26 protein-coding genes and 1 pseudogene are annotated in these 24,537 nt (G+C 68.9%); 6 read left to right on the top strand and 21 right to left on the bottom strand.

Annotation, left to right across the window (positions count from 1 at the left end):
• Positions 1–40: 40 nt before the first annotated feature.
• On the bottom strand, positions 41–1,102 hold the full coding sequence (locus tag ESD82_RS03350; protein WP_147429001.1) for a YeeE/YedE family protein: 1,062 nt from the start codon (positions 1,100–1,102) through the stop codon (positions 41–43).
• A 556-nt stretch (positions 1,103–1,658) separates the two neighbouring features.
• Between ESD82_RS03350 and ESD82_RS03345 the strand changes: the two genes are divergently transcribed.
• From ESD82_RS03345 to ESD82_RS03330, 4 genes and pseudogenes are all read left to right on the top strand, one after another.
• Positions 1,659–1,970 (top strand): H-NS histone family protein, encoded by a 312-nt coding sequence (locus ESD82_RS03345; protein ID WP_024845887.1) that lies wholly within the window; start codon positions 1,659–1,661, stop codon positions 1,968–1,970.
• Between the two features lie 301 nt (positions 1,971–2,271).
• On the top strand, positions 2,272–2,814 hold the full coding sequence (locus tag ESD82_RS03340) for a transposase (protein ID WP_147429002.1): 543 nt from the start codon (positions 2,272–2,274) through the stop codon (positions 2,812–2,814).
• A 35-nt stretch (positions 2,815–2,849) separates the two neighbouring features.
• A complete protein-coding gene (locus tag ESD82_RS03335; RefSeq protein WP_147427392.1) occupies positions 2,850–3,806 on the top strand; it encodes an IS5 family transposase in 957 nt (318 codons plus the stop codon).
• A gap of 204 nt (positions 3,807–4,010) precedes the next feature.
• Positions 4,011–4,443 (top strand): annotated as a pseudogene (locus ESD82_RS03330) (IS5 family transposase); the annotation flags it as partial.
• Here ESD82_RS03330 and ESD82_RS03325 read toward each other — a convergent pair.
• The gene (locus tag ESD82_RS03325) at positions 4,427–4,819 is read right to left on the bottom strand and encodes a winged helix-turn-helix transcriptional regulator (RefSeq protein WP_028710435.1); all 393 of its coding nucleotides are present in this window, start codon (positions 4,817–4,819) and stop codon (positions 4,427–4,429) included. The pseudogene ESD82_RS03330 and the gene ESD82_RS03325 sit on opposite strands and share 17 nt — an antisense overlap.
• Before the next feature lie 135 nt (positions 4,820–4,954).
• Between ESD82_RS03325 and ESD82_RS03320 the strand changes: the two genes are divergently transcribed.
• Complete coding sequence (locus ESD82_RS03320; protein ID WP_024845174.1) at positions 4,955–5,503, top strand: FMN-dependent NADH-azoreductase; 549 nt, start codon at positions 4,955–4,957, stop codon at positions 5,501–5,503.
• Positions 5,504–5,522: 19 nt separating this feature from the next.
• Here the strand turns inward: ESD82_RS03320 and ESD82_RS03315 are convergent, their stop codons facing one another.
• From ESD82_RS03315 to ESD82_RS03280, 8 genes are all read right to left on the bottom strand, one after another.
• Positions 5,523–6,692: an NnrS family protein gene (locus ESD82_RS03315; protein WP_147429004.1), complete on the bottom strand. Its 1,170-nt coding sequence runs from the start codon at positions 6,690–6,692 to the stop codon at positions 5,523–5,525.
• Positions 6,689–7,438, bottom strand: a complete 750-nt coding sequence (locus ESD82_RS03310) for an ABC transporter ATP-binding protein (RefSeq protein ID WP_024845172.1) — start codon at positions 7,436–7,438, stop codon at positions 6,689–6,691. Before ESD82_RS03310 ends, ESD82_RS03315 begins: the two co-directional genes overlap by 4 nt.
• A complete protein-coding gene (locus ESD82_RS03305; RefSeq protein ID WP_147429005.1) occupies positions 7,435–8,253 on the bottom strand; it encodes an ABC transporter permease in 819 nt (272 codons plus the stop codon). Before ESD82_RS03305 ends, ESD82_RS03310 begins: the two co-directional genes overlap by 4 nt.
• On the bottom strand, positions 8,250–9,245 hold the full coding sequence (locus ESD82_RS03300; RefSeq protein WP_147429006.1) for an ABC transporter substrate-binding protein: 996 nt from the start codon (positions 9,243–9,245) through the stop codon (positions 8,250–8,252). Before ESD82_RS03300 ends, ESD82_RS03305 begins: the two co-directional genes overlap by 4 nt.
• 105 nt (positions 9,246–9,350) lie before the next feature.
• Complete coding sequence (locus tag ESD82_RS03295; protein ID WP_024845169.1) at positions 9,351–9,656, bottom strand: DUF1971 domain-containing protein; 306 nt, start codon at positions 9,654–9,656, stop codon at positions 9,351–9,353.
• Positions 9,653–10,273 (bottom strand): hypothetical protein, encoded by a 621-nt coding sequence (locus ESD82_RS03290; RefSeq protein WP_114669325.1) that lies wholly within the window; start codon positions 10,271–10,273, stop codon positions 9,653–9,655. Before ESD82_RS03290 ends, ESD82_RS03295 begins: the two co-directional genes overlap by 4 nt.
• Positions 10,274–10,276: 3 nt before the next feature.
• Positions 10,277–10,684, bottom strand: a complete 408-nt coding sequence (locus ESD82_RS03285) for an RrF2 family transcriptional regulator (protein ID WP_028710437.1) — start codon at positions 10,682–10,684, stop codon at positions 10,277–10,279.
• Positions 10,685–10,830: 146 nt separating this feature from the next.
• The gene (locus tag ESD82_RS03280; RefSeq protein WP_147429007.1) at positions 10,831–13,050 is read right to left on the bottom strand and encodes a TonB-dependent receptor family protein; all 2,220 of its coding nucleotides are present in this window, start codon (positions 13,048–13,050) and stop codon (positions 10,831–10,833) included.
• Positions 13,051–13,361: 311 nt separating this feature from the next.
• Here ESD82_RS03280 and ESD82_RS03275 point away from each other — a divergent pair, with 311 nt between their 5' ends.
• Positions 13,362–14,294: a sugar-binding transcriptional regulator gene (locus tag ESD82_RS03275; protein WP_147429008.1), complete on the top strand. Its 933-nt coding sequence runs from the start codon at positions 13,362–13,364 to the stop codon at positions 14,292–14,294.
• Positions 14,295–14,297: 3 nt separating this feature from the next.
• Here ESD82_RS03275 and ESD82_RS03270 read toward each other — a convergent pair whose 3' ends face one another.
• From ESD82_RS03270 to queC, 11 genes are all read right to left on the bottom strand, one after another.
• Complete coding sequence (locus tag ESD82_RS03270; RefSeq protein ID WP_147429009.1) at positions 14,298–15,740, bottom strand: FGGY-family carbohydrate kinase; 1,443 nt, start codon at positions 15,738–15,740, stop codon at positions 14,298–14,300.
• A gap of 15 nt (positions 15,741–15,755) precedes the next feature.
• Positions 15,756–16,409, bottom strand: a complete 654-nt coding sequence (locus ESD82_RS03265) for an HAD-IA family hydrolase (RefSeq protein ID WP_244314494.1) — start codon at positions 16,407–16,409, stop codon at positions 15,756–15,758.
• Between the two features lie 6 nt (positions 16,410–16,415).
• Entirely contained in the window at positions 16,416–17,879 is a 1,464-nt protein-coding gene (locus ESD82_RS03260; protein ID WP_147429011.1) for a mannitol dehydrogenase family protein, read from the bottom strand.
• A gap of 65 nt (positions 17,880–17,944) precedes the next feature.
• Positions 17,945–18,943: an ABC transporter ATP-binding protein gene (locus ESD82_RS03255; protein ID WP_147429191.1), complete on the bottom strand. Its 999-nt coding sequence runs from the start codon at positions 18,941–18,943 to the stop codon at positions 17,945–17,947.
• 12 nt (positions 18,944–18,955) lie between these two features.
• Entirely contained in the window at positions 18,956–19,786 is an 831-nt protein-coding gene (locus tag ESD82_RS03250; protein WP_024845162.1) for a carbohydrate ABC transporter permease, read from the bottom strand.
• A gap of 5 nt (positions 19,787–19,791) precedes the next feature.
• Complete coding sequence (locus ESD82_RS03245; protein ID WP_024845161.1) at positions 19,792–20,661, bottom strand: carbohydrate ABC transporter permease; 870 nt, start codon at positions 20,659–20,661, stop codon at positions 19,792–19,794.
• A 98-nt stretch (positions 20,662–20,759) separates the two neighbouring features.
• Positions 20,760–22,067, bottom strand: coding sequence for an ABC transporter substrate-binding protein (locus ESD82_RS03240; RefSeq protein WP_147429012.1), 1,308 nt, complete (start codon positions 22,065–22,067; stop codon positions 20,760–20,762).
• Positions 22,068–22,213: 146 nt separating this feature from the next.
• Complete coding sequence (queF, locus tag ESD82_RS03235) at positions 22,214–22,678, bottom strand: preQ(1) synthase (protein ID WP_024845159.1); 465 nt, start codon at positions 22,676–22,678, stop codon at positions 22,214–22,216.
• Between the two features lie 15 nt (positions 22,679–22,693).
• Positions 22,694–23,401 (bottom strand): 7-carboxy-7-deazaguanine synthase QueE, encoded by a 708-nt coding sequence (gene queE, locus ESD82_RS03230; RefSeq protein ID WP_147429013.1) that lies wholly within the window; start codon positions 23,399–23,401, stop codon positions 22,694–22,696.
• Positions 23,398–23,751, bottom strand: a complete 354-nt coding sequence (locus ESD82_RS03225; protein ID WP_147429014.1) for a 6-pyruvoyl trahydropterin synthase family protein — start codon at positions 23,749–23,751, stop codon at positions 23,398–23,400. The genes queE and ESD82_RS03225 overlap by 4 nt, the downstream gene beginning before the upstream one ends.
• Positions 23,751–24,452, bottom strand: a complete 702-nt coding sequence (gene queC / locus ESD82_RS03220; protein WP_147429192.1) for a 7-cyano-7-deazaguanine synthase QueC — start codon at positions 24,450–24,452, stop codon at positions 23,751–23,753. Before queC ends, ESD82_RS03225 begins: the two co-directional genes overlap by 1 nt.
• Positions 24,453–24,537 lie beyond the last annotated feature (85 nt).

Below are 24,537 nucleotides of genomic sequence, written 5' to 3'. Positions count from 1 at the left end.
GGCATTTTCCGGGCCCCGCCTTTTTCCGGCCCCCGCCCGGTCACGCCGTCGCCCGATGCGCGGATTGATCCACCAGCCAGTCGGTGATGACGGCGCCGATCCACATGCAGAGCAGCGCCAGCCAGGCCGTCGCCACGAAGATCGAGCCGCCCGAGACCCCGGCGCCGATGGCGCAGCCCCCGGCCAGCATGGCGCCGAACCCCATCAGCGCCGCCCCCAGCATCGAGCGCCGCATCTGCCCCTCGCCCTCGAAGCCCTGGAACTTCAGCCGCCGCTTCAGCGCCGCCGACAGAAAGGCGCCGGCAAAGACGCCCGGCACCAGGCCGATGTCGAAATCCAGCACCGGGCTTTCGGTCAGGAAGAACATCAGCGTGCTGGCGGAAGGCCCGGAAAAGGTGGCCGAGGTCACGCTGACCGGCTCGAAGGCCTGCTGCGACAGGGAAAAGGTCAGCACCCAGCCAAGCGCCACCGCAAAGCCCACGCCCGAGGCAAAGATCAGCACCGGCAGGCCGATCCGGTTCGCCCGCGCCAGCCAGAGCGCCAGCACGGCACAGCCGATGCCGACCAGGATGGCCCCGGATTCGCGCAGCGGCAGCGCCATGAGCAGGCTGACATTGCGCCCGCCCGGCGTGGTCCACAGCCCCGCCAGTTCCTGCCGCAGGGGGGCCAGCCAGCCATGCAGCGCCATCTGCGCCACCACCGCGAAGATCAGCCCCGACACCAGCGAGCGCAGGTTCCCCGTCGCCGCCAGCACCAGCAGCCGCCCCGAACAGCCCCGCGCCAGCACCATGCCCGCGCCGAACATCAGCCCGCCGATCATCGCGCCCGACCAGCTGCCGGTGACGGCCATCATCCGCGCCTGCTCGGTGCGGAACAGGCCCAGAAGCCCCGCCCCCTGGACCCAGATCACCGCGGTCGAAAAGGTCAGCAGCCAGACCGCGACCTTGGGCCCCAGGCTGCCGCGGGCGAATTCCACCGTCGCCGCGCGCAGGCAAAAGGACGACCGTTCCGCGGAAAAGCCGAAGACGGCCCCGACCAGAAGGCCGAAGATCGCCGCCAGTTGCGGCTCGGGAACATGCTCAAGCAGAAGGTCGAGATCCATGGCTGCCTCCCTATTTTCGACATATGGCCCCGGCCGCCGCGGCCGCACCTTGACATGGATCATATGCCGGCGAAAGCCGAACCATCAACGCGGCGCGGGGCCTCCCGCCTGGCTTGTCGCCGATGACCCGCGCGAGGCATGAATGCAAGGCGATTTTCCAGGCGTGCGGCCGGAAAGGTCAAGCGCCGCGCTTTCCGGATCAGGCCGATCGGGATCGCATGACCGGCCGCATGATCGCGGATATGCCCGCATGCCGGCACAAAAGAAACCAGGCAAAGGTGCGGAATGACAATGCGCCGCCAGCAGCCCGGCCAAAGCAAAATTGGACAATTTCCGGGATTAAGATCGCGTGAACGCATAAGCCGCAGCCGCGATTTGCGAAGGGCGTGAAATACCCGATGGCGCCAAGGGGCCGGTCGAAAAAGCGCGAGGCTGGACCTTGATATACCGACCGGCTGGCAGCTATTTTCGGACGATCCGCGCGGTGCCTTCGCCGGCCGCCGTTTCCGGCGCGAATGCCGCAAGGCGCCAATCGCCATATCGAAAGGAACTGCAAATGACCGAATTTGATCCGAATGCCCTGTCGCTGGCCGAGCTGAAACAGCTGCGCAAGGATGTCGAAAAGGCGATTGCCAGTTTCGAAGCTCGCCGCAAGGCCGAAGCCCGCGCCAAGGCCGAGGAGGCCGCGAAACAATTCGGCTTTTCCCTGTCGCAATTGATCGAGACGGCAGCGCAGCGTCCCGCGGCCGCGCCGAAATATGTCCACCCCGAGAATCCCGATCTGACCTGGAGCGGGCGCGGCCGCAAACCGCGCTGGATCGCCGAAGGATTGGCCGCCGGCAAGACGCTGGACGATTTCGCCATCTGAACGGCACTCCCACCTGTCTGGCGGATCGAGCCAAAACTTTTGCCCGACTCGGGTCAGATGGGGTATTCGGCTGGCGCCCCACCTCCCTTCCCGCTCGTCATGAGGTGCTGCGCTTCGGGCCGATGGTAGAGCGTGGTCTGTGAGAAGCAGCCACCAGCATCAGGGAAGGAAGCGCAGCACGAAGCTACAATGCCGGACTGGATGTATCGGTAAAAGAGACCGCGATCTGCATCCTCGACGAGGTGGCCGGATCCGTCGGGAACTCAAGGTCATAAGCCACCCGGAGGACATCTTTCGCGCCTTGAATGGCGTGGGTGCCCGGCTTGAGAGGGTCGGGCCGGAGGCTGGTCCGTTATCCCAGTGGCTGTCCGAGGGCCTGGCCAAGGCCGGCCTTCCGGCGATCTGCATCGAGACGCGCCACGCCAAGGCTTTCATCAAGGCGCAGGTGGACAAGATCGACCGCAATGACGCGCGCGGGATCGCCCAGATGATGCGTGTCAATCTGTATCGCCCGGTGCATGTGAAGACCGTAGCCAGCCAGAAGCACCGCGTCCTGTTGCGCAACTTTGGCCTCAAGGTGGGCACTGTTGATGCGGGACGGTTTGAAGCGCGAGTGAAGGATCTCATCGAGGCCCTGCCGGACCTGGAAGAGGTGTTCAGCGTCTTGCCGGCCGCAAGACGGAAGGTCCGGGAGGCCTTCTCCCAGCTGCACCGCAAGGTGATGGATATTGTCAGGGACGACACCGTCTGCCTGCGCCTGATGTCGATCCCCGGTGTTGGGCCGGTGACATCACTTGCCTTTCTCAGGGAAGGTCTGAAAAACCTCGCGCCTCGCGCGCCTTGAGGTAGACTGGGCGGGACATCAGAGGATGCGCCCCGATGCCCAAGCAGCCTGCCTTTCCCGGCCTCCGCCAATCGATGAAGAAGAAGCAGACGCGGCGGGAGAAGTTCCTCGCCGAGATGGAGGCTGTGGTGCCGTGGAGCCGCCTCCTTTCACTGATCGAGCCGCACTACCCCAAGGCTGGGCCGAAGGGCGGGCGACCCCCGATGCCGCTGGAGACGATGCTGCGGGTCTACTTCCTGCAGCAGTGGTACGCCCTGAGCGATCCGCTGGCCGAGGAGATACTGTATGACAGCGACGCCATGCGGCAGTTCGCGGGCATCGAGCTTGGCGACGATCGGATCCCCGACGAGACCACGATCCTGAACTTCCGCCACCTGCTGGAGAAGCACCGACTGACCGAGCAGCTGTTCGCCGAGGTGAACAGCCATTTGGCCGATCAGGGGATCACGCTGCGCTCCGGGACACTGGTGGACGCAACCATCATCGACGCGCCCTCGTCGACCAAGAACGAGGCAAAGGCCCGCGACCCCGAGATGTCATCCACGAAGAAGGGCAATACCTGGTACTTCGGCATGAAGGCGCATGTGGGCGTCGATGCTGACAGCGGCATCGTGCACAGCCTCGAGACGACGACGGCGAAGGTCCATGACAGCCAGGTCTGGGACGCGCTCCTGCACGGCGGGGAGACATCAGTCTGGGCGGACAGGGGCTATGTCAGCGCGGCGCGGGAGGCCGCGTTCTCCGGGCCGGGCAAGTTCTGGGGCGTCATGCGCAAGGCGCCAAGGGGCGGTGCGCTGCATCCCGTCGACGCGGACATCAACCGGGTCATCGCCAGGGTGCGCGCTCGGGTCGAGCATCCCTTCCGGGTAATCAAGCAGCAGTTCGGGTATCTCAAGACCCGCTACCGCGGGCTTGCAAAGAACCGTGCTCAGCTCTTCACCCTGTTCGCCCTCGGCAACCTGTTCCTCGTCCGACGAAGGCTGCTGGCATGAGGTGGAGTCTGCCCACAGGTGCCGATCCCGGCCCTTCGAACGGGCCGATACCCGGAAATCGTCGGCATACCCGGTCGACGTGCCCTCGTCAGACCGCCTCTGCCCGAAAATCCGCGAAGCCGAAGCGGTAGTTCAGACGATCCTCAGCACGATTGACATCCCGGCACGCTTTCGCAGTTCCCGGGCGGTCGGGCCCTGCAGTTCAAAGGGGGGCACGGACGGCTGATCGGGTGCACCAGGGGCGGGCTGAGCTTCGAAGCTGCGCGTCCTGGCCGATGCCAGGGGGCGCCCGATCCGGATGCTTCTGTCGGCTGGCCAGGCCTCCGGCTACATCGGCGCAAGGGCGCCGCTCTCGCAGATCCTGCAGGCCGGGGCGCTGCTCGCAGACCGCGGCTACGATGCCGGCTGGTTTCGCAATGCCCTGATCGAAAGAGGCATTGCGCCATGCATCCCCTCCCGCATCGGCCGGAAAGCCCCGATCCCGCACGACGCCAGCCTCTATCGCCTGCGCCGCCGGATCGAAAACATCTTCGCACGTCTCAAGGACTGGCGTCGGATCGCAACCCGCTACGATCGCCGCCCCATCCTGTTTCTCTCGGCCTGCGCCCTCGCCGCGACCGTCATCTATTGGTTGTGAGACCTGGCCGTAGCGCCCTTTCGCTCGCCCGGTCGAAACGGGCCTGGGCATCATGGATCGCGCCGATATTCGCCATCGCCCATTCCGCCAGCGCGCAGACCGGCTTGCGCAGCGAGCGGCCAAGCTCGGTCAATTCGTAATCCACGCGCGGCGGAATGCTGGGCGTCACCGTGCGCGACACCAGCCCGTCGCGCTCCAGCCCGCGCAGGGTCAGCGTCAGCATGCGCTGGGAAATGCTGGGGATCTCGCGGCGCAATTCGCTGAACCGCCTGGGCCCCTCGGCCAGGACCGAAACGATCAGCAGGCTCCATTTGTCGCCGATCCGCTGCAGGACGGCGGCAAAGGCGCGGCAGCCGAAACTGTTGGGGTCATGCATCTGGTTTCTCCGGGTTCCTGGCCGTGACCGGGTCACAGCCATGTAACTGCGGCACAGGATTGTGCCTTCTTGCGGGGGTCTTGCCGATGGTTATCTAAGCAGCCTCAGTATAAATTCCATACCTAGGAGGCAAGAGTGACCATCCTGCATATCGACAGCAGCATCACCGGCGACAACAGCGTCAGCCGCATCGTCAGCCAGGCGATCATCGACCGGCTCGCCGAGGCCCGGCCCGGCACCCCCGTCATCCGCCGCGACCTTGCCGTCGCGCCGCTGCCGCATCTGACGCTGGATGCGCTGGCCGACACATCGGTCCTGGACGAGTTCCTGGCCGCCGAGACGGTGGTGATCGGGGCGCCGATGTACAACTTCACCCTGCCGAGCCAGCTCAAGGCCTGGATCGACCGCATCGTCGTGGCCGGCAAGACCTTCCGCTATACCGCCGAGGGGCCGGAGGGGCTGGCCGGCGGCAAGCGGGTGATCGTCGCCCTGGCGCGTGGCGGCTTTTACAGCGACGACGCGCGGGTGGCGCTGGAGCATCTGGAAAGCTACCTGCGCTCGGTCTTTGCCTTCATCGGCATCGAGGCCGAATTCGTGATGGCTGATGGCGTCAGCATCGGCCCCGATCAGCGCCAGGCTGCCATTGACCAGGCGCTTGGCCAGACTCGGATGCTTGCCGCCTGAAGGCTGCGCCGCCCGCCCCTTAGGGCAGGCGGCGTATCGCCGGCCAGTAATCGGCCAGCCACAGCAGGAAGGCCGCCGCCCAGAACAGCGCCGCGAGCAGATGCAGCGGGCCGGGCGGCCAGGGCATCAGTCCCATCTCGGGCAGGGCGCGCAGCAATACCGCCGCGCCGGCCAGCACGAAGGCCGCGCGGGTCTGCCAGTTCAGGCCCAGCCCCTGCCTGGTATGGAACCGCCCGGCGATCGCCAGCACCGCCAGCACGCCCAGGCCCAAGCCCCCCATCAGCGCCAGGTGCAACGGCCCGGCCTCGGCCCAGGGTGCGCCCAGGGCTGCGGCGCCCAGCCCCAGCAGACCCGCCCCGGAAAATCCCGCCGCCGCCATCAACACCATGATCTCGGCGCGAAACGCCTCGGGACCGACAAAGCCCTCGGCCATCCGGTCCATGAAGGCGGCGCCGGCAGCGATCCAAAGAAAGCCCGCAACCGCCGGCGACAGGCCCGCGACCTGCCCGATCAGCGCCAGCGCCACCAGCCCGGCCGACAGGTTCAGCCGCCCCGGATGCGGCCGGAAGGGCGAGGTGCTTTCGCTGGGATCCAGCACGATATTCGTCACCGGCACGGTGATGCGCGCCAGCGCCAGGGAAAGCAGCCCCAGAAACACCAGCCCCGCGATGCGCAGCCATTCCGCCGCCGGTTCCGCCTGCCCCGCCAGCATGGCCATGCGCGCCATCAGCCCGGCCAGCGTCAGAGCGAAAAGCCAGCCGGCAAAGCTGAGCAGCCGGGTGCTGCGCTGCTCCAGCGAGACTTTCAGGAAATAGGCCAGCAGCAGCACCAGCCAGGCCAGCTCCGCCGCCGTCGCCGGCAGGATCAACGCATCCGCCCCCAGGAGCCCGGCGATCCGCGCCAGGCCCCAAAGCCCCGCCAGCACCCAAAGCGGCCGCCCGCGCAGGCGCGGCGTGTCGGTCCATTCCGGCGCGGCGGTGGTCAGAAAGCCCAGCAGCGCAGCGCCCCAGGCGCCAAAGATCATCTCGTTCGCATGCCAGATCCCGGGCGGGATCTGCCGCGCAAAGGGCAGGTCGAAGGACCAGAGCGCCACCCAGAGCAGCGGCCACAGCGCCGCATGCAGCGCCGCAAGCGGAAAGAACAGCCGGAAGCCTTCGTCGGCCAGCACGCGATGCAAAGAGGGCTTCATGGGCGCAGCCGTTCGTCTATGTCGTGGATATGCGCAAACAGCGGGTCGGCGGTCAGGTAATGCTGGCGCAGGGCAAAGATCGCCGCCTCGTCGCGGGTTCCGGGACTGCCGGGCGGCAGGCGCTCGCCCGCGATGCCGCGCCCGCCCGCGTCCAGCACCAGGATGCGGTGGCTGATGCGGATCGCCTCGAGCAGGTCGTGGGTGATGAACAGCGCGGCAAAGCGCGCCGAGGCGGCGGCCTCGATCACCAGATCCTGCATCCGCCGCTTCAGCGCCACGTCCAGCGCGGTGAAGGGCTCGTCGAAATAGATGAAATCCGGGTCCGTCACCAGGGCGCGGGCGATGGCGGCGCGCTGGCGCATGCCGCCCGAAAGCTCGGACGGGTATTTCCCCAGATCCTCGGGCAGCAGGCCGGCGCGCAGGGCAGCATCGGCGATCATCTGCCGCCGCATCCGGCGCGGCGCGCGCGACAGGCGCAACGGAAAGCCGATATTGCCGGCCGCCGTCGCCCAGGGCATCAGCCGCGGCTCCTGGAAGATCATCGCGTGGCGCAGGTAGTTGCGCGCGATGCGCCCCTCGCGCGGCTCGACCAGCCCGGCGGCGATATGCGCAAGCGTGGACTTGCCCGAGCCCGACGGCCCGACCAGCGCCACGATCTCTTGCCGGGCAACGCCCAGCGTGATGCCCTCCAGCACGGTGCGGCCGAAAAAGGCATGGCCGATGCGGTTCAGTTCCAGCAGGCTCATCGCTTGACGCCCCAGGGCGCGGCCGCCTCGCGCCAGCGTTCCAGCTCGGCCCGGACCGGGCGGATCAGCACATATTCGACCGCGATCAGCGCGGCGACGGCCAGGCTGACCCAGGCCAGCGCCTCGGCGATGTCCAGCATGGCCCGCGCCCGCGCCAGCGCGCCGCCGATGCCGCCGGCATTGGCCAGCAACTCGGCCATGATCGCGACCTTGAAGGCCGAGCCGAGCGCCAGGATCAGCGCCGGGAACAGCTGCGCCGAAATCTGCCGGGCCGAGACGAACAGGAAGCGCCGCAGCGGGCCGGCGCCAAAGACCCGCGCCATGTCGTCCAGGCCGCGGTCGCGCGTCACCACGCCCTCGACCGCGCCGACGAAGACCACCGGCGTCGCCGAGATCAGGATCGTCACCGCCACGGTCAGGTCGGAGGGACCGAACCAGATCATCGCCAGCACGATCCAGGCGATCGGCGGCACGCCCAGAAGCAGGGTCAGGATCGGCCGCGACAGCCGCAGCGTAGCCGGGGAATAGCCCGCCACCACCCCGAAAAGCGTGCCGATCAGCGCGCAAAGCCCGAAACCGGCCAGCGCGCGGGCGGTGGTCAGGGCCAGCAGTTCCTGCGCCCTGCCCTCGCGCAACAGCCGCGCCGCGGCGGCCAGCGTGTCCAGCGGCGCGGTCAGGATGAAATCGCCATAGGCCTCGTGCCCGGCCTGCCACAGCGCGCCGATCAGCGCCAGGCCCGCCAGCCCGGCCCAGGCCGACCACAGGAACCGGCCCAGCCGCGCCAGCCGGTCCAGACAGGCCGAAAGCAGGCTCACAGCAGATAGAACCCGTCGTCGGGCAGCTTGCCGCCGATGATCGCGGCATCGGTTTCCGCCATCAGCGACAGGATCGCCTCGATGGCCGGGCGCGCCTCGCCGGCCGGGCGCACGGCCAGCCGGGAATGCGGCACCGACAGCGCCAGGATCGGGGCGGGCATGTCCAGGGCACCGGCGGCTTCGGTCGCGGCCTGCACCGGATCGGCCAGCACCTCGGCATTGGCCCGCGCCAGCGCGGCCTGCAACGGCGCCAGCAACTCGGCGCCGCCGGCCATGAAAGCATCGGTCGCGGCCAGCCCGGCCTGCGGCAGCAGCGGGCCGACATCGCCCTGCCTGCCCCATTCCTCTTGCAGGTCGATCACCCGCGCGAAAGCCTTGCCCGCCGCCCGGCCGCGCATGATCGCGACGCTGGAGGCCGGCTCGCTGAGCAGCGCCGCCTCGATCTGGCCGGCCAGCAGCATCTGCGCCGCCTCGATGGGGCTGCCGACGGGCAGCAGGTCCACCTTATCGGCGATGCCCTGCCGCGCCAGCAGCGCGCGCAACACGAAATCGGGCGTGTCGTTGACAAAGGGCACGGCCAGGCGCCTGCCCTCCAGCCCGGCCAGATCCGCGACCGCGCCGGATTGCGCCACGATGAACAGCAGCCCGTCGGTCATGGTGTTGACCAGCCGCAGCCCCATGCCGCGGTTGTAAAGGTTCGCCGCGACCTGCACCGGCACCACCGACAGGTCGATGGTCCCCGAGGTCAGGCCGGCGCGCAACTCGTCCGGGCTGCGCCATACGGTCAGCGATACCTCGGCCGACAGATCCTTCAGCGCGCCGCTGGCGACGGCATGGGCCAGGGTGATGCTGGGCCCGGCGGGCGGGCCGAACAGCGCCAGGCGCGCCAGGGGTGCTGCGCGCAGGACGGCGGGCGCCGCCAGCGCGGCGGCAAGCGCGCCCGCCCCGGCAAGCAGGGCGCGGCGCGAGGGATGGCGAGGGATTGGGGACATGTCTGCCCTCCTGGCAGGCGCAAGATGAACGGGGATCGCTGGCGGAGGGCTGGCGCGGGATTGGCGATAGCATAGGCGGCCGGGATCGGGCTGCCTTGACTTAGATCAGGTCGGCGCCGGGCAATCCCCCGGCCGGGCGCAGAACTCGACGAAAAACCGCACCGGGCCCGCGGCCGCGACCTCGTGCAGCCGCTCGGGATGGATCAGCGGATGGATGCCCGGCCCCAGCAGCATCTCGGTGCCGCCGACCAGGTCGCGAAAGACCAGCCGGCCCTCCAGCACATGCAGCCGCGCCCAGGTGCCGGGCCGGGTCGCATGGGCACGCAACAGGCCCTTGGGCACGGTGGTTTCGGTGAATTCCGGCGTGCGCCGATAGGGCGCGGCGTCACCGGGCCAGGCCGGGCGGCTCATGACGCGGGCCAGTCGTAGAGATGGATCAGCTTGGGGTCGTCGGCCGCCGCCAGCATCCGCCGCACCCGGTCCTGGAACAGCGCCGCGAAGCGGGCCAGTTCGGCCGGATCGGCCCGCCCCGCGACCGCGCGCGGCATCAGCCCGGCCATGGCGGGATCATGCGGCACATGGCCGGTGTCGATGTCCACCACCACCCCATCGCCATTGTCGCGCCGGCGCAGCGCCATGACCCCGTCGATCGGCGCCTCGAAGCGCAAGAGCCCGCGGCGCGCGAACAGCTGCCCCGCGCCGATGCCGTGAAAGCCGCCCTCGGCCGCGGCACCCGTGACCAGCGTCGCGACCGAGGCGACAACGCCGGTCGTGCCCTGCCCGACGCCCTCGCGCATATGCACCTCGATGCCGCCGCGCTCGGGCAGGTCGTCGCCGTAAAGCCATTCCAGCCCGGCCAGCACCATCAGCCAGGCCCCGGCGACCACCGGGCAGGAATGGCCGCAAAGCCGCACCGCATCGACATAGCGATAGGTCATCACCCCGTCCTCGGCCGAGCCCAGGAAACCCGCCAGGGGATCGCGGAGCCGGATCGCCGGCGCATCGTCGAAGAAGGCGGGAAAAACCATGGCTCACTCCTGTTCCTCGGCCAGCAGGTCGGCCAGCGTGCGGTGGTCCATCACCTGCAGGAAGGCGGCCAGCGCATCGCGGATCGCCGCGTCCAGCGCGCCGGGCCGGTTCGGGGCGCGGATCTCCTCGGGGCCAAAACATTCGGCGGCGGCCATGTCCGGCTCGGTCACGCGCAGCACCTCGCCCAGGGACAGCGCGGCCGGGTTGCGGCCCAGCTCCAGCCCGCCCGAGCGGCCGCGGACCGAGTTCAGGAACCCCGCCCGCGTCAGCACGTTCGCCACCTTGGTCAGGTGGCTGCGCGAGATGTCATAGGCCAAGGCCGCCTCCTCGATGGTGATCAGCCGGTCGGGATGCCGCGCCGCATAGATCAGCAGGCGCAGGGCGTAATCCGAAAAGCTGGTCAGTCGCATGCGGGGGGCTTCCTCGATCCGCCCGCACAAAAGCACGGCCCGCGCCAGGCGGTCAATGGCGCCCGCCAGGGCGCGGCGCGGCGCGGTCTGGGGGCACAGGGACAGGCGGGACGGCGGCGCGGAAAGGAAGGCGGCGGCGGGCATGGTCAGAACCGCAGCCGCGTGCCCAGGTAGAAGGCGCGTCCCTCGCCGGGGATGAAGGCCGCCTGTCCGGCCATGGCCTGATCCACGACCAGCGTCGAGGCGGCATAGCGTTCGTCGGTCAGGTTGGTGACTTGGACATGGACCGCGGCGTTCGGCGTCAGCGCATATTCGGCCCCCAGGTCCAGCAGCGCATAGGAATCGTTGAAGACCGTGTTCATGTTGTCCACCGGCGTCCGGCCCGGCACCCAATGCAGCTTGCCGGTCAGCACCAGCCGTTCGACCGGGCGCCAGTCCAGCACCAGCGAGATGACGTTGCGCGGCGCGCCGGCGATGCGGTTGTCGCCGCGCAGGGGATCGTCGTCGAAGCGGAAATCCTGCCAGGTCCAGGCCAGCCGCGCCGCCAGCGTTTCCGTCAGCTCGCCCGACAGGCCAAGCTCGGCCCCGCTGTGCCGGGTCCGCCCGGCATTGACCGAGGCCAGCGTGGCGCCGGTCACGTCGCGCAGCGACAGCAGTTCGTTCTTCAGCCGCGCGTGATAGAGGGTCGCGTCCCAGGACAGGCGCTGCCATGTCCCGCGCCAGCCCAGCTCCAGCGTGGTCGAGGTCTGCGCCTCCAGGTCCGGCGTCGCGAACATGGCCGCAGGCGCCGCGGGATCGGCAGGGTTCGGCCGGCCCGGCCCGCTGTTCGGCGTGCCGCCAACCGTCCCCAGCAGGTCGTCATGGGTCGGCGGCTCGAAGCCGCGCGCCAGCGAAATCCAGGCAAACTGCCCCTCGGCCGGGGTCCAGGACAGGGCCAGCGCCGGGGTGAAGCCGCTATAGCTGCGGTCGTAGCTGGTCGAGACCGCCGGCACCGCGCCATCGGGCAGGCGCATGCCGGGATTCATCGGGCTGTAGCCCACCGTCGGCCGGGTCGCCGCCCCCCAGCGATCCTCGCTTTCGCGGCTGGCATGGTTGAAGGCGATCGAGGGCGACAGGGTGAACCCGCCCAAGGGCAGGTTCCCCCCGGCAAAGATCGACAGGGTATCGGCCGTCAGCCGGTTGCGGCCGAAGGCCGGGCCGCGCGCGCCGCCCAGGTTGTGGAAATAATCGCGGTCGGCCTTGCCGAAGGACCAGGTCAGCCCGGTCTCGAACAGCGGCAACTCCCCTTCGCCCATCCGGCTGTAGCGCGCGGTCAGCGTGGCGTCGCTGCCCTCGGTATCGCGGAACCCGGATGAGATCGGAAAGGCGAAACTGTCGTCGGTCCGCGACAGGCTCAGGCCGAAATCATAGATGTCCGCGCCGCGCTCCAGCGTCGTGCGGGCGCCGGCCAGGGTCTGCCGGGTGTCGCGCCGCGGCCGGTCGCGCGGCACGTTCGGCCCCGGCCCCACCGGCGCGCCGCCGACGATCACCGGGCCGGCATGGTTGCTTTCGGGATCGTTCCGGACCGCATCCCAGGTCAGAGGCCCGGCCACGTCGAATTCCAGGTCGGTATGGCTGAAGAACAACCGCGTCACCGCCTCGCCGGTCTGCAGGGTGACATTGCCGCCGATGCCGCTGCGGCGCGAGCCGTTATGGTCGCGATAGCCGTCCTTCTGCGCATGTTCGAAGCGCAGCAGCACATCGGCCCGCTCGCCGTCGATGCCATAGCTGCCCGCGACCTCGCCCCGCCCGAAACTGCCGCCGCCGAAGCTGAGCCGCAGCCCCGGCGCCGTTACGCCCGAGGGCGAGGCGAAGTTGATCGCGCCGCCCAGCACGTTGGCGCCGATGCGATTGGCCGCGGCGCCGCGAAACACCTCGATGCTCTCGGCCTGGCCCGGCGCGGCAAGGCCCACGACATAGGAGCCGTCGGCGCGGTTCACCGGCATGCCGTCCTGAAGGATCAGCAAGCCGCGCTCGGCCGGGTTCTGCTGCAGGCCCGCGCCGCGGATCTGGATGCGCGGCTGGTCGTTGCCGCCGAAGAACTCCTGCACCACGACGCCGGGCACCTCGGACAGCGTGTCGGCCAGCGTCGGCGCGGCCTCGCCCACGGGCTCGCTGCGGTCGATCAGCGTCACCGCACCGGGCGTCGCCTCGAACCGGCGGGCGGTGGTGTCGGCGCGGATCTCGATCTCGTCCAGCACGATCACCGCGCCGGGCGCGGCCGATTGCGCCAGCGCCGCCCCCGCCTGCAAGGACAGCCCGGCCGCCAGCCCGGACAAGACCGGGATCATTCGCGCAAGGGGTTTCGTTTTGTCGTCAGCGTCCATGTCGGCACGTCCTTCATCTTCCCGCAAGGGACAGCGCCGGCGGCGATGTGCGGCGCGAGGGTGGCAATGAAACGGCTGGCACAGGGCTTGCGATGCGGCATAGCGGCGGCGGGCATGGGCTGCGGGCACGCCGGAATGACCCCGCCTGCATAGGTCAGCAAAACATGAATGTGAAGGTCATATTTTAGACAGGTCGCTTTTGCCGCAGCCTGCCGCCGCGGGCGGCGCGCTGGACAGCCGGGTTGCCGGCAAGCTACACAGGGACGGCAAAAAACACCCCGAACACGCGCGAAAGACGGAAAAGCCAACCCATGTCGAACCAGGGCCGGAAACTGGAGCAAGCGGCCAAGGCGGCGTGGCTTTCCTATGTCGCGGGCAAGACCCAGGACGAGATCGCGGGGATCATGGGCATCTCGCGCCAGACCGCGCAGCGCCTGGTGGCGCAGGCCATGGCCGAGGGCATCGTCAAGATCCGCATCGACCATCCCTTTGCCCATTGCATGGACCTGGCCGCAGGATTGCAGCGCAAGTACGGGCTGGCGTTCTGCCAGATCGCCCCTTCGGATGCGCCCGAGGCCGGGGTGGCGCTGATGCTGGCCGATGTGATCGAGCAATGGCTGCGCCGGGCCGAGCCGATGACCATGGCGATCGGCACCGGGCGCACCCTGCGCAGCGCCATCGCGCAATTGCCGCATATCGACTGCCCGCAGCACCGCATCGTCTCGCTGACCGGCAATATCGCGCCGGACGGCTCGACCGCCTATTACAACGTGCTGTTCACGCTGTCGGACCTGGTGACGGCGCGCAGCTTTCCCCTGCCGCTGCCGGTCATCGCCCCCAGCGTGCGCGAGCGGCAGGCGGTCAACAGCCAGCCCAGCATCGAGCGGCTGATCCGCATGTCGGCCGAGGCCGCGGTGGCCTTTGTCGGCATCGGCACGGTGGGCGCGGGCGCGCCGCTGATGCTGGACGGCTTCCTGTCGCAGCCCGACCTGGACGCGCTGGTCGCGGCCGGCGCGGTGGGCGAGATCACCGGCTGGGCCTATGACGCGCGGGGCGCACTGGTGGCGGGGCTCAGCAACGACCGCGTGGCTTCGGCCCCGATCCCGCCGCGCGAGACGACGCTGGTGATCGGCGCCGCCCATGGCGCCGAAAAGGTGCCGGCGATCCGCGGCGCGCTGCGCGGCGGTCTGATCAGCGGGCTGATCACCGATGCCGCGACCGGCGCGGCGCTGCTGGCCGACTGACCCCTACATCGCGGCGATCTCGGCGCGCTGCTGCTGCATGCGCAGGAAGATGCGCCAGTCCCGCTCGCGCCGGGCGCGGGCGGCGGGCTCGGGGCGGGTCACCTCGGCCGGCCGGGCAAAGCGCGCCCGCGCCGCGCGGATCCCGCCCAGCAGCGGCGCGGCGGCGGCGATGGCGGTGCCGCGCAGCACCGCGTCCTGCGGCTGCCAGTGGATCTCGGCCCCTGTCGCATCGGCATAAAGCTGGCGCAGCAGGGCCGAGCGCGCCTGCCCCCCGGCCATGGCCAGCGCAGCGGGCGCCAGCCCCATATGCGCGATGACCTGCCGCGTTCCCAGCGCGATGCCGACCGCCGCGCGCCAGTAAAGCGCGTCCAGCGCCTGCGCGCTGCGCTCCAGCGTCAGGCCGTGGATCACGCCGCGCAGCAGCGGATCGGCAAAGGGCGTGCGGCTGCCCTTGATGTCGGGCAGGACATGCAGGTCGGGCGCAGGCTCGGGATCGGCGGCGATGCGGGCCAGGATCTCGTCGTGGCTGGCCGGCTGCGGGAAAAGCCCGCGCACCCGCTCCAGCAACGCGCCGGTCGCGGACTGGCCGCCCTCGCTGACGCTTTCGCCGGGCAGGATGGCGCCGGGATAGGGCCCCCAAAGCGCCGCGCGCGGCGCCAGCCCCGTCGCCATGACGCAATTCGAGGTGCCGGCGATCAGCGCCGGCATGTCCGGCGCCGCGCCAAGCGCCCCGGCAAAGGCGTCGATCAGCCCGGCGGCGACCAGCGTGCCGGGCTCCAGCCCCAGTTCCGCCGCACCCCGCGGCGACAGCGGCCCGATACGCGCGCCGGGCGGCAGGACCGGGCCGGGGCGCGGGAAATCGGCGATCCCCGCCCGTTCCAGCAAGTCCCGCTGCCAGCCGCCGCGGTCGGGCAGCCAGGGCCATTTCGCCGCCGCCGCGCAAAGCGAACGCGCCTCGGTCCCGGTGGCGCGAAAGGCCAGGTGGTCGCAAAGGTCGCGCACCCCTTGCAGCGCCGCCCAGACCTCGGGCCGGTGGCGGCGCAGCCACATCAGCTTCGGCGTCTGCATCTCGGGCGAGACCGAGCCCCCGGCCCGCGTGACGATCTCATGCGGGATGCGGCTGAGTTCCGCCGCCTCGGCCACGGCGCGGTGGTCGTGCCAGGCGATCACGTCGGGGGCAAAGCCCGGCGCTTCGACCACCAGCGAGCAGGTGGCGTCAAAGGCCAGCGCCCCGACCTGCGCGGGATCGGCGCCGGCCTGCCGCAGCGCCTCGGCCAGCGCCTCGGCCACGGCCTGCCAGATCTCGGCGAAATCGTGCATGGCCTGCCGGTCGGGGCCCGGAATGGTGGCGAACCCCCGGCTCGCGCGGGCGACCAGCCGGCCTTCGGGGGTGAAAATCCCCGCTCGCGCGCGGGCCGAGCCCACATCCACGGCCCCGATCAGCACGCCGATTCCCCTTCCCTAGCCCAGTCCGGCCAAAGTCTTGGGCAAATCCCGCGCGTGGTCAATCAGCGCGTCGGGGGCCAGCGCCGCCAGCTTTTCGGCCAGCCGCGCCGGCGCGGCATGGCTGCCGCCCAGAAAGCCGATAACCCGCATCCCCGCCGCGCGGGCGGCGCGCAGACCGGCCGGGCTGTCCTCGATCACCACGCAATCGGCCGGCGCGATGCCCAAGTGCCGGGCGGCGAACAGGAACAGGTCGGGCGCGGGCTTGCCGCGCGCCACCTGCGTCGCGGAATAGACATGCGGCCCGAAGAGCGGTGCCAGCCCGGTCAGCGACAAGGACAGCCGCAACCGCTCGGGCGCGCTGGAGGAGGCCACGGCGCGCGGCCCGGACAGTTGCGCCAGCGCCTCGGCCATGCCCGGCACCGGGCGCAATTCGCGGCGAAAGCGCAGGGCCAGCGCCTCGGCATAGCCGGGCACGGCAGGGCGCAGATCGACGCCCTGCCCCTCTGCCGCCTCGACGATGGTCGAAAACGAACGGCCAAGGAACTCGTCATAGATGCGGGCGCGAGCGATCGGCGCGCCCAGCCTTTGCAGCAGCGCCTCGATCTCGGCCACGGCGAGGGGTTCGGAATCCACCAGCACCCCGTCGCAGTCGAAGATCAGCCCGCGCACCACCGCCTAGCCCTTGAGATAGGCGTCGAGCGTCGCGCGCGTGCCCCTGTCCCACAGCATGGCCAGCCAGCGTGCGAAGGGTTCGGCAAAGCGCGGATCGCGGCCGGTCGCGCCATAGATCTCGGCCATGTCCAGCCAGGCCGAGGGATCGGTCCGGGCCGCCTGCGCCACCTGCGTCAGGTGGTCCCAGTTCGGATCGTTCGGCTCGATCACCGCGCCGCTGTCGCTGGTGCCGGCGCAATAGCGGCACCACAGCGCCGATTCCAGCGCCAGCCCGTCCACGGGCAGGTCGCGCTCCCGCCGGTGGGCGATGGTCGGCACGATGAATTTCGGCTGCCGGTTCGAACCGTCGAGGCAAAGCCTGCGCACCGTGTCGCCGATCTTGGGATTGGCGCAGCGTTCGGCCACCTTGGCGAAATAGGCCTGCAGGTCGGTGCCGGGCACCGGCGGCACGGCGGGGATGATCTCGTCCGCCTCGACCTTTCCCAGGAAGGCGCGGACCTGGGCGTCGGCCATCGCCTCATGCACGAAATGGATGTCCAGCAGCCCGGCCGGATAGGCGATCACCGCATGGCCGCCGTTGAGGATGCGGATCTTCATCAGTTCCCAGGGCGTCACGTCGGCGACGAATTCGACGCCGGCCTTCTCAAGCGGCGGGCGGCCGGCGGGAAAGTTATCTTCGAGCACCCATTGGATGAAATCCTCGCAGAAGACCGGGGCGTCGTCATGGATGCCGAAATTCTCGCGCACCATGCGGCGTTCGCGGTCGCTGGTGGCGGGGGTGATGCGGTCCACCATGGCGTTCGGGAAGGCGACATTCGCCGTGATCCACCGGGCCAGCTCCGGGTCCGAGAGCCGCGCGGTTTCGGCCACCGCCTCGCAGGTGACCTTGCCGTTATGCGGGATGTTGTCGCAGCACATAACGGTGAAGGGCGCGTGCCCCGCCGCCCGCCGCGCCTTCAGCCCCGCGACGATCAGGCCGAACACGGTCCGCGGCGCGTCGGGGTTTTGCGCGTCCGCCGCGATGGCGGGATGGGCCGGGTCGAAATGCCCGGTGGCGGCATCGATGAAGTAGCCGCCCTCGGTGATGGTCAGCGCCACGATGCGGATCGCCGGATCGGCCAGCGCGGCGATGACCCGCCCGTGATCGCCCGGCGCGATATAGTCCATGATCGGCCCCAGCACGCGGGCGTCCGAGCGGTCGGCCGATTGCTCGACCAGCGTGTAAAGATAGTCCTGCGCCGCCAGCGTGTCGCGCATCCGCGCATCGCCCGGCATGACGCCGGCGCCGATGATGGCGAAATCCTGCGCCAGCCCCATGTTCATCAGCCGGTCCAGATAGGCGGCCTGATGGGCACGGAAGAAATTGCCGACGCCGAAATGCAGGATGCCGGGGCGCAGGGCGGCGCGGTTATAGCCCGGCACCGGCTGGCCGAGGCGGTCGAGGGTCTGGTTGGAAAGCCTGTCCATCCGAATTCATCCCGGTTCTGATCTGCAAAGACGGGGCCGCGGCAGCGACCCCGACGCGGCTGCCGTCAAAGCGCAAGGCCGTTCTGGTCGAAGCGATAGACCCGGCCGTCCTGCGGGGTCAGCCAGATGCGGTCGCCGTGATCCACCGGGAACTCGCCCGCCGCCCGCGCGACGATGGGGGTGCCGCCGTCCAGCTCGACATGCAGGAAGGTGTCCGAGCCCAGATGCTCGGCCACGCCCACCGTGCCGGCGAACTGGCCGCCGGTGGTGGACATGGTGAAATGCTCGGGGCGCACGCCGATGGCATGGGCCCCCTTGGCGGCGGCCGCCTCGCCCTCGATGAAATTCATGTTCGGGCTGCCGATGAAACCGGCAACGAAGCGGTTCGCGGGCTTGCGGTAAAGCTCGAGCGGCGAACCCACCTGCTCGACCCGGCCGGCGCGCAGCACGACGATCTTGTCGGCCATGGTCATCGCCTCGACCTGGTCATGGGTGACATAGACCATGGTCGTCGCCAGCTTCTTGTGCAGCTCGGAAATCTCGACCCGCATGTTCACCCGCAAGGCCGCGTCGAGGTTCGACAATGGCTCGTCGAACAGGAAGGCCGAGGGCTCGCGCACGATGGCGCGGCCGATGGCGACGCGCTGGCGCTGGCCGCCCGACAGCTGGCCGGGACGGCGGTCCAGGTAATCGGTCAGGTTCAGGATGCCGGCGGCGTGCTGGACGCGCCGCTCCTGCTCATCCGCCGCCATGCCCGCCATCTTCAGCGGAAAGGCGATGTTCTTCCTGACCGACATATGCGGGTAAAGCGCATAGGACTGGAACACCATGGCCAGCTTGCGCTGCGAGGGCGGCGCCTGGGTCACGTCCCGCCCGTCGATGACGATCCGGCCCGAGGTCACATCCTCGAGCCCCGCGATCAGGCGCAGGAGCGTGGACTTGCCGCAGCCCGAGGGGCCGACGAAGACCACGAATTCGCCGTCGTGGATCTCCAGATCGACGCCCGGAATGACCTCGACCTCGCCAAAGCTCTTGCGGACCTGTTGAAGCGTGATGCTACCCATCATTCCCCCCTTTCATTTCACCGCGCCGAAGGTCAGGCCGCGCACGAGTTGCTTCTGGCTGAACCAGCCAAGGATCAGGATCGGGGCGATGGCCATGGTGCTCGCCGCCGAGAGTTTCGCGTAGAAAAGCCCTTCGGGACTGGAATAGCTGGCGATGAAGGTCGTCAGCGGTGCCGCCTTGGACGTGGTCAGGTTCAGCGTCCAGAACGCCTCGTTCCAGGCCAGGATGACGTTCAGAAGCAGGGTCGAGGCGATGCCGGGCACCGCCATCGGCGTCAGCACGTGCAGGATCTCGTTCTTGAGGCTCGCCCCGTCCATCCGCGCCGCCTCGAGGATCTCGGAGGGAATCTCGCGGAAATAGGTATAGAGCATCCAGGTGATGATCGGCAGGTTGATCAGCATCAGGACGACGGTGATGCCCAGCCGCGTATCCAGAAGGCCCCAGGACCGGAACAGCAGATACATCGGGATCAGCACGCCCGCGGCCGGCATCATCTTGGTCGACAGCATCCACATCAGCAGATCCTTGGTGCGCTTGGCCGGCTGGAAGGCCATCGACCAGGCGGCCGGGATGGCGATCAAGAGGCCCAAGAGCGTCGAGCCGACCGAGATGATGACCGAGTTCATGAAATGCCGGAAATAGGGCGAGCGGGACTGCACCTCGGCATAGTTCTGGGTCGTCCAGTCGAAGAACAGGAATTTCGGCGGGGATGCTATGGCGTCGGCCTCGGACTTGAAGCTGGTCAGGATCGTCCACAGGATCGGAAAGAAGATCAGCAGCGCCACGCCCCAGGCCAGGATGGTGAAGCCCCAGCGGCGGGTATCGGAAATCTTGCGGGCCATGGTTCTTACTCCAGCGTCTTGCCGATCATCCGCATCAGGAAGATCGCGACGATATTGGCAAGGATGACGGCGATGATGCCCCCGGCGGATGCGCCGCCCACGTCGAACTGCAGCAGCGCCTGCGAAAAGACCAGATAGGTCAGGTTGGTGGACTGGTAGCCCGGCCCGCCATTGGTGGTGACCAGGATCTCGGCGAAGACCGAAAGCAGGAAGATGGTCTCGATCAGGATCACCACGGTGATGGCGCGCGACAGGTGCGGCAGGATCAGGTGGGTGAATTTGGCCCAAGCACCGGCGCCGTCCATCTCGGCCGCCTCCATCTGCTCGCTGTCGAGCGATTGCAGCGCGGTCAGCAGGATCAGCGTGGCGAAGGGCAGCCATTGCCAGGCGACGATCAGGATGATCGACATCAGCGGATATTGCGCCAGGAAATCGATGGGCTGCGCGCCCACCGCCTTGGCGAGCCAGGCGAAAAGCCCGTTCACCGGGTTCATGAACATGTTCTTCCACACCAGCGCCGAGACGGTGGGCATGATGAAGAAGGGCGCGATCACCAGGATGCGCACCACGCCCTGCCCGAACATCGGCTGGTCCAGCAGCAGGGCCAGCAGGATGCCGCCCCCCACGGTGATGACCAGCACGCCCCCGACCAGCAGCAGCGTGTTCTGCATCGCGGTCCAGAAGGCGGGATCGGACAGGAAATACTGGTAATTGGCCCAGCCGATGAAGCGTTCCATGCCGGGCGAGAGCAGGTTGTAGCTCTGGAAGCTGAACCACAGCGTCATGGCCAGCGGCACGATCATCCAGCCCAGCAGCAGCAGGACCGAGGGCGCGACCATCAGGCGCGCGAGTGTTTTCTGATGTCGGGTAGCCATCGGCGCGCCTCCCACGCGAGCGATGAGGGTTCGGATTGCGGCAGGGGCCGGGCTTGCCGCCCCCCGCCCGGTTCGCGGCCGTCAGGCCGGACCGGCGGTCACTTCGGATAGCCGGCCCGGGCCATTTCGCGCTCGGCGATCTGCTGGGCCATCTGCAACGCCTGCTCGACGCTGGCCTGCCCGGCCAGCGCGGCCGAGAATTGCTGGCCGACCGCGGTGCCAAGCGCCTGGAACTCGGGGATGCCCACCCATTGCGTGCCGATATAGGGCACTTCCACGGTGGTCGGGTTCGCAAGATCGGCCGACATGATGCTGTCGAGCGTCGGCTTGGCGAAGGGCGCGGCCTCAAGATAGGCCGGATTTTCGTAAAGCGAGGTCCGGGTGCCGGGCGGCACGTTCGCCCAGCCCTCGGCGGCCGCGACCTGTTCGGTATAGGCTTTCGAGGTCGCCCAGGCGACGAACTTCTTGGCCGCATCCGGCGCATCGGTCGAGGACGGGATCGCCAGCGTCCAGGCCCAGAGCCACATCTGCGGCTTCTCGCCCTCGGGGGCCAGCGCATAGCCGACCTTGTCGGCCACGGTCGAATCCTTGGGGTTCGACACGAAGCTGGCCGCCACGGTGGCGTCGATCCACATGCCGCATTTGCCGGTCTGGAACAGCGCCAGGTTCTCGTTGAAGCCGTTCGACGAGGCGCCGGGCGGGCCGGCCTCGTTCATGATCGCGACGTAATCGGTCAGCGCCTTCTTCCAGGCCTCGCCCGAGAATTGCGGCTTCCATTCCATGTCGAACCAGGGCGCGCCGTAGCTTGCGCCCATCGAGGTCAGGAAGGCCATGTTCTCGCCCCAGCCGGCCTTGCCGCGCAGGCAGATGCCATAGACCTCGGCCGATTTGTCGGTCATCTTGCGCGCCGCGTCATAGACGAAGTCCCAGGTCGGGCGCTCGGGCATTTCCAGCCCGGCCTTCTCCATCAGGTCGGTGCGATACATGATCATCGCGGATTCGCCGTAGAAGGGCGCGGCATAAAGCTTGCCGTCCAGCGACAGCCCCTCGGCGATGGGCGGCAGGATGTCGGCGGCGTCGTAATCCTCGCCCATGTCCTCGAGCGGCGTCAGCCAGCCCTGCTTGGCCCAGATCGGCACCTCGTAATTGCCGACGGTCACGATGTCGTATTGCCCGCCCTTGGTGGCGATGTCGGTGGTGACGCGCTGGCGCAGCACGTTCTCTTCCAGCGTCACCCATTCCAGCTGGATGTCCGGGTTCGCATCGGTGAACGGCTTGGTCATCTTCTGCATGCGGATCATGTCGCCGTTGTTCACGGTGGCGATGGTCAGCGTCTCGGCCAAGGCGGGCGCCGCCAGCGCCGTCATGGCGCAAGCCCCCATCAGGCCGCGCAGCATCATGCTCATTCGATTGTCCTCCCCTGCGGATCAGCATTTGCTAATGTGATGGGCAAATGCTCACATACTCGCCGCCGGGCTGTCAAGCGAAATCGGCGCGGCCCGATACTCCGGGACCGCGCCGACCGATAGTTTCTTGCAGGGATGGGCGGGGTTCAGCCGCGGCCGCGATAGGGCGGCACGCCCTGGTCGGGGATCCAGACCGCCTCGGGCACGGGTCCGGTCTGCCAGAACACGTCGATGGGCATGCCGCCGCGCGGATACCAGTAGCCGCCAATGCGCAGCCAGCGCGGCGCAAGAAACCCCGCCAGCCGCCGGCCGATCGAGACGGTGCAGTCTTCGTGGAAAGCGCCGTGATTCCGGAAGCTTCCAAGGTAAAGCTTCAGCGATTTCGATTCGACCAGCCAGTCTCCGGGCACATAATCGATGACCAGATGCGCGAAATCCGGCTGCCCGGTCATCGGGCAGAGCGAGGTGAACTCGGGCGCGGTAAAGCGCACGTTATAGGACACGTCGGCCTGCGGGTTCTGCACCCGCTCCAGCTCGGCCTTGTCGGGGCTTTCGGGCAGCCGGGTGGCGCCGCCCAGCTGCTTGAGGCCGCTGTAGATCGTCTCGGTCATGCTTCTCTCCGAATGTCAGACGCCGCGCCGGTTGCCCCAGATCAGGACATGCAGCTGCGGCAGGATGCGCGGTTTCAGCCAGCCACGGCCGACCGTGTTCTCGACCAGCCAGAGCAGCCGGTCGGCCAGGGCCTGCGGATCGACCGGCTGGGCGGGATCGGTTTCGGGGTTGCCGGGCTGCAGGTAGAGCGGCAGGCCGGGATGGCGGTCGGCGACCGCGCGCGCCCAGTCCAGGTCGCGCCGGTCGAAGATCACGATCTTCAGCACCCGCTGGCCGGCACCCTCGCCGGCCTTGAGGCAGCGGTCGAAGGCGTCCCAATCGACCACCTGCCCGCTGGAGGGCGGTTTCGGCGACAGCACCAGCGTAGACAGGTCCGCGAACCAGGGCTGCGCGACCGAGCCCTGCGTCTCGCAGGCGAAGCGGTAGCCTGCGGCGCGTCCCAGCGCGATCAGCGGGGCGAAATCCTGGATCGCCGGATTGCCGCCGGACAGCGAGACGGTCAGCGGCTGGCCGCCGGACAGGCGCCGCACATCGGCCCAGATCGCCTCGGCGCTCATCGGCCGCCATTCGTGGCGGTGGCGGCTCTCCACCGCGTGCAGGCTGTCGCACCAGAGGCAGCGGTAGTCGCAGCCGCCGGCACGGACAAAGACCGTGGGCTCGCCGATCAGCGCGCCCTCGCCCTGGATGGTCGGGCCGAAGATTTCGGCAATGCGCAGGGTCATGGCCGATACTCGGCCCAGGTCTTGGGCGTCTCGGACACCCGGACCGCCACCGTCTCGGGCCAGCGCGCCTTGCACCAGTCATGGAAATGCCGCGCCATGTTCTCGGCGGTCGAGGGGCCGTCCAGCACGTCGTTCAGGTGGCGATGGTCGAAATGCGTGTCGATATAATGCTTCAGCGCCGCAAGCTCGTGATAGTCGCGCACGAAGCCGTCGGCATTCAGCTCGGCCGCGGCCAGTTCCACCACGACGACATAATTGTGCCCGTGCAGCCGGGCGCATTGGTGATCCGGCGGCAGATGCGCCAGCTGGTGCGAGGCCGAGAAATGGAACTCCTTGGCGATGCGGAACATCAGGCCCGCCCCCGTTCCGCGATGGCCTGCCGCCAGAAATCGCCATCCTCATAGGCGGTCGGGTCGGGGATGCCGGCCAGGTGGAAGGCCTCGCGCCGCTCGACGCAGGTGCCGCAGCGGCCGCAATGCAGGGTGCCGCCCTTGTAGCAGGACCAGGTCTCGGCAAAGGGCGTGCCGTGGCGGGCGCCCTCGGTCACGATGTCGGCCTTGCTCCGATGCACGAAGGGGGTCAGCAGCCGCACCTGCGCATAGCCGTCCAGCGCCGCGTCCTGCATGTGCTGGAAGGCCTCGGTGAAGGCGGGGCGGCAATCGGGATAAATGAAATGATCGCCGCCATGCACGGCGGTCGCCACCGCCCGGTCGCCCATCGCCGCCGCCATGCCGAAGGCCACGGTCAGCATGATGGCGTTGCGGTTCGGGACCACGGTGATGCGCATGGTCTCCTCGGCATAATGCCCGTCCGGCACCTCGGCGCCGCCGGTCAGGGCCGAGCCGGTCAGCACCGCCCCCACCCCGCGCATGTCGATGACGTGATGCGGCACGCCCAGCCGCCGGGCGGCGGCGGCGGCGAAATCCAGCTCCTTGCGGTGGCGCTGGCCGTAGTCGAAGGAAATCAGGCGCGAAAGCCCGCCCTGCGCCGCGATCATATGCGCCAGCGATACGGAATCGAGTCCGCCCGAGCAGACAACTGTCGTCTTCATCATGTGACCCTTGTTTTGATGACCGGGTAGGCTGCGACCGGTATGGGCGCCCGACATAGCGGGCTTTGGCCGGCGGCGCAACCGC

It is taken from the genome of Paracoccus pantotrophus (genome assembly GCF_008824185.1).
In the GTDB taxonomy this organism is placed as follows: domain Bacteria; phylum Pseudomonadota; class Alphaproteobacteria; order Rhodobacterales; family Rhodobacteraceae; genus Paracoccus; species Paracoccus pantotrophus.
The sequence above is the reverse complement of the archived record's forward strand: the minus strand, read 5'-3'. Positions and strand labels throughout refer to the sequence as shown.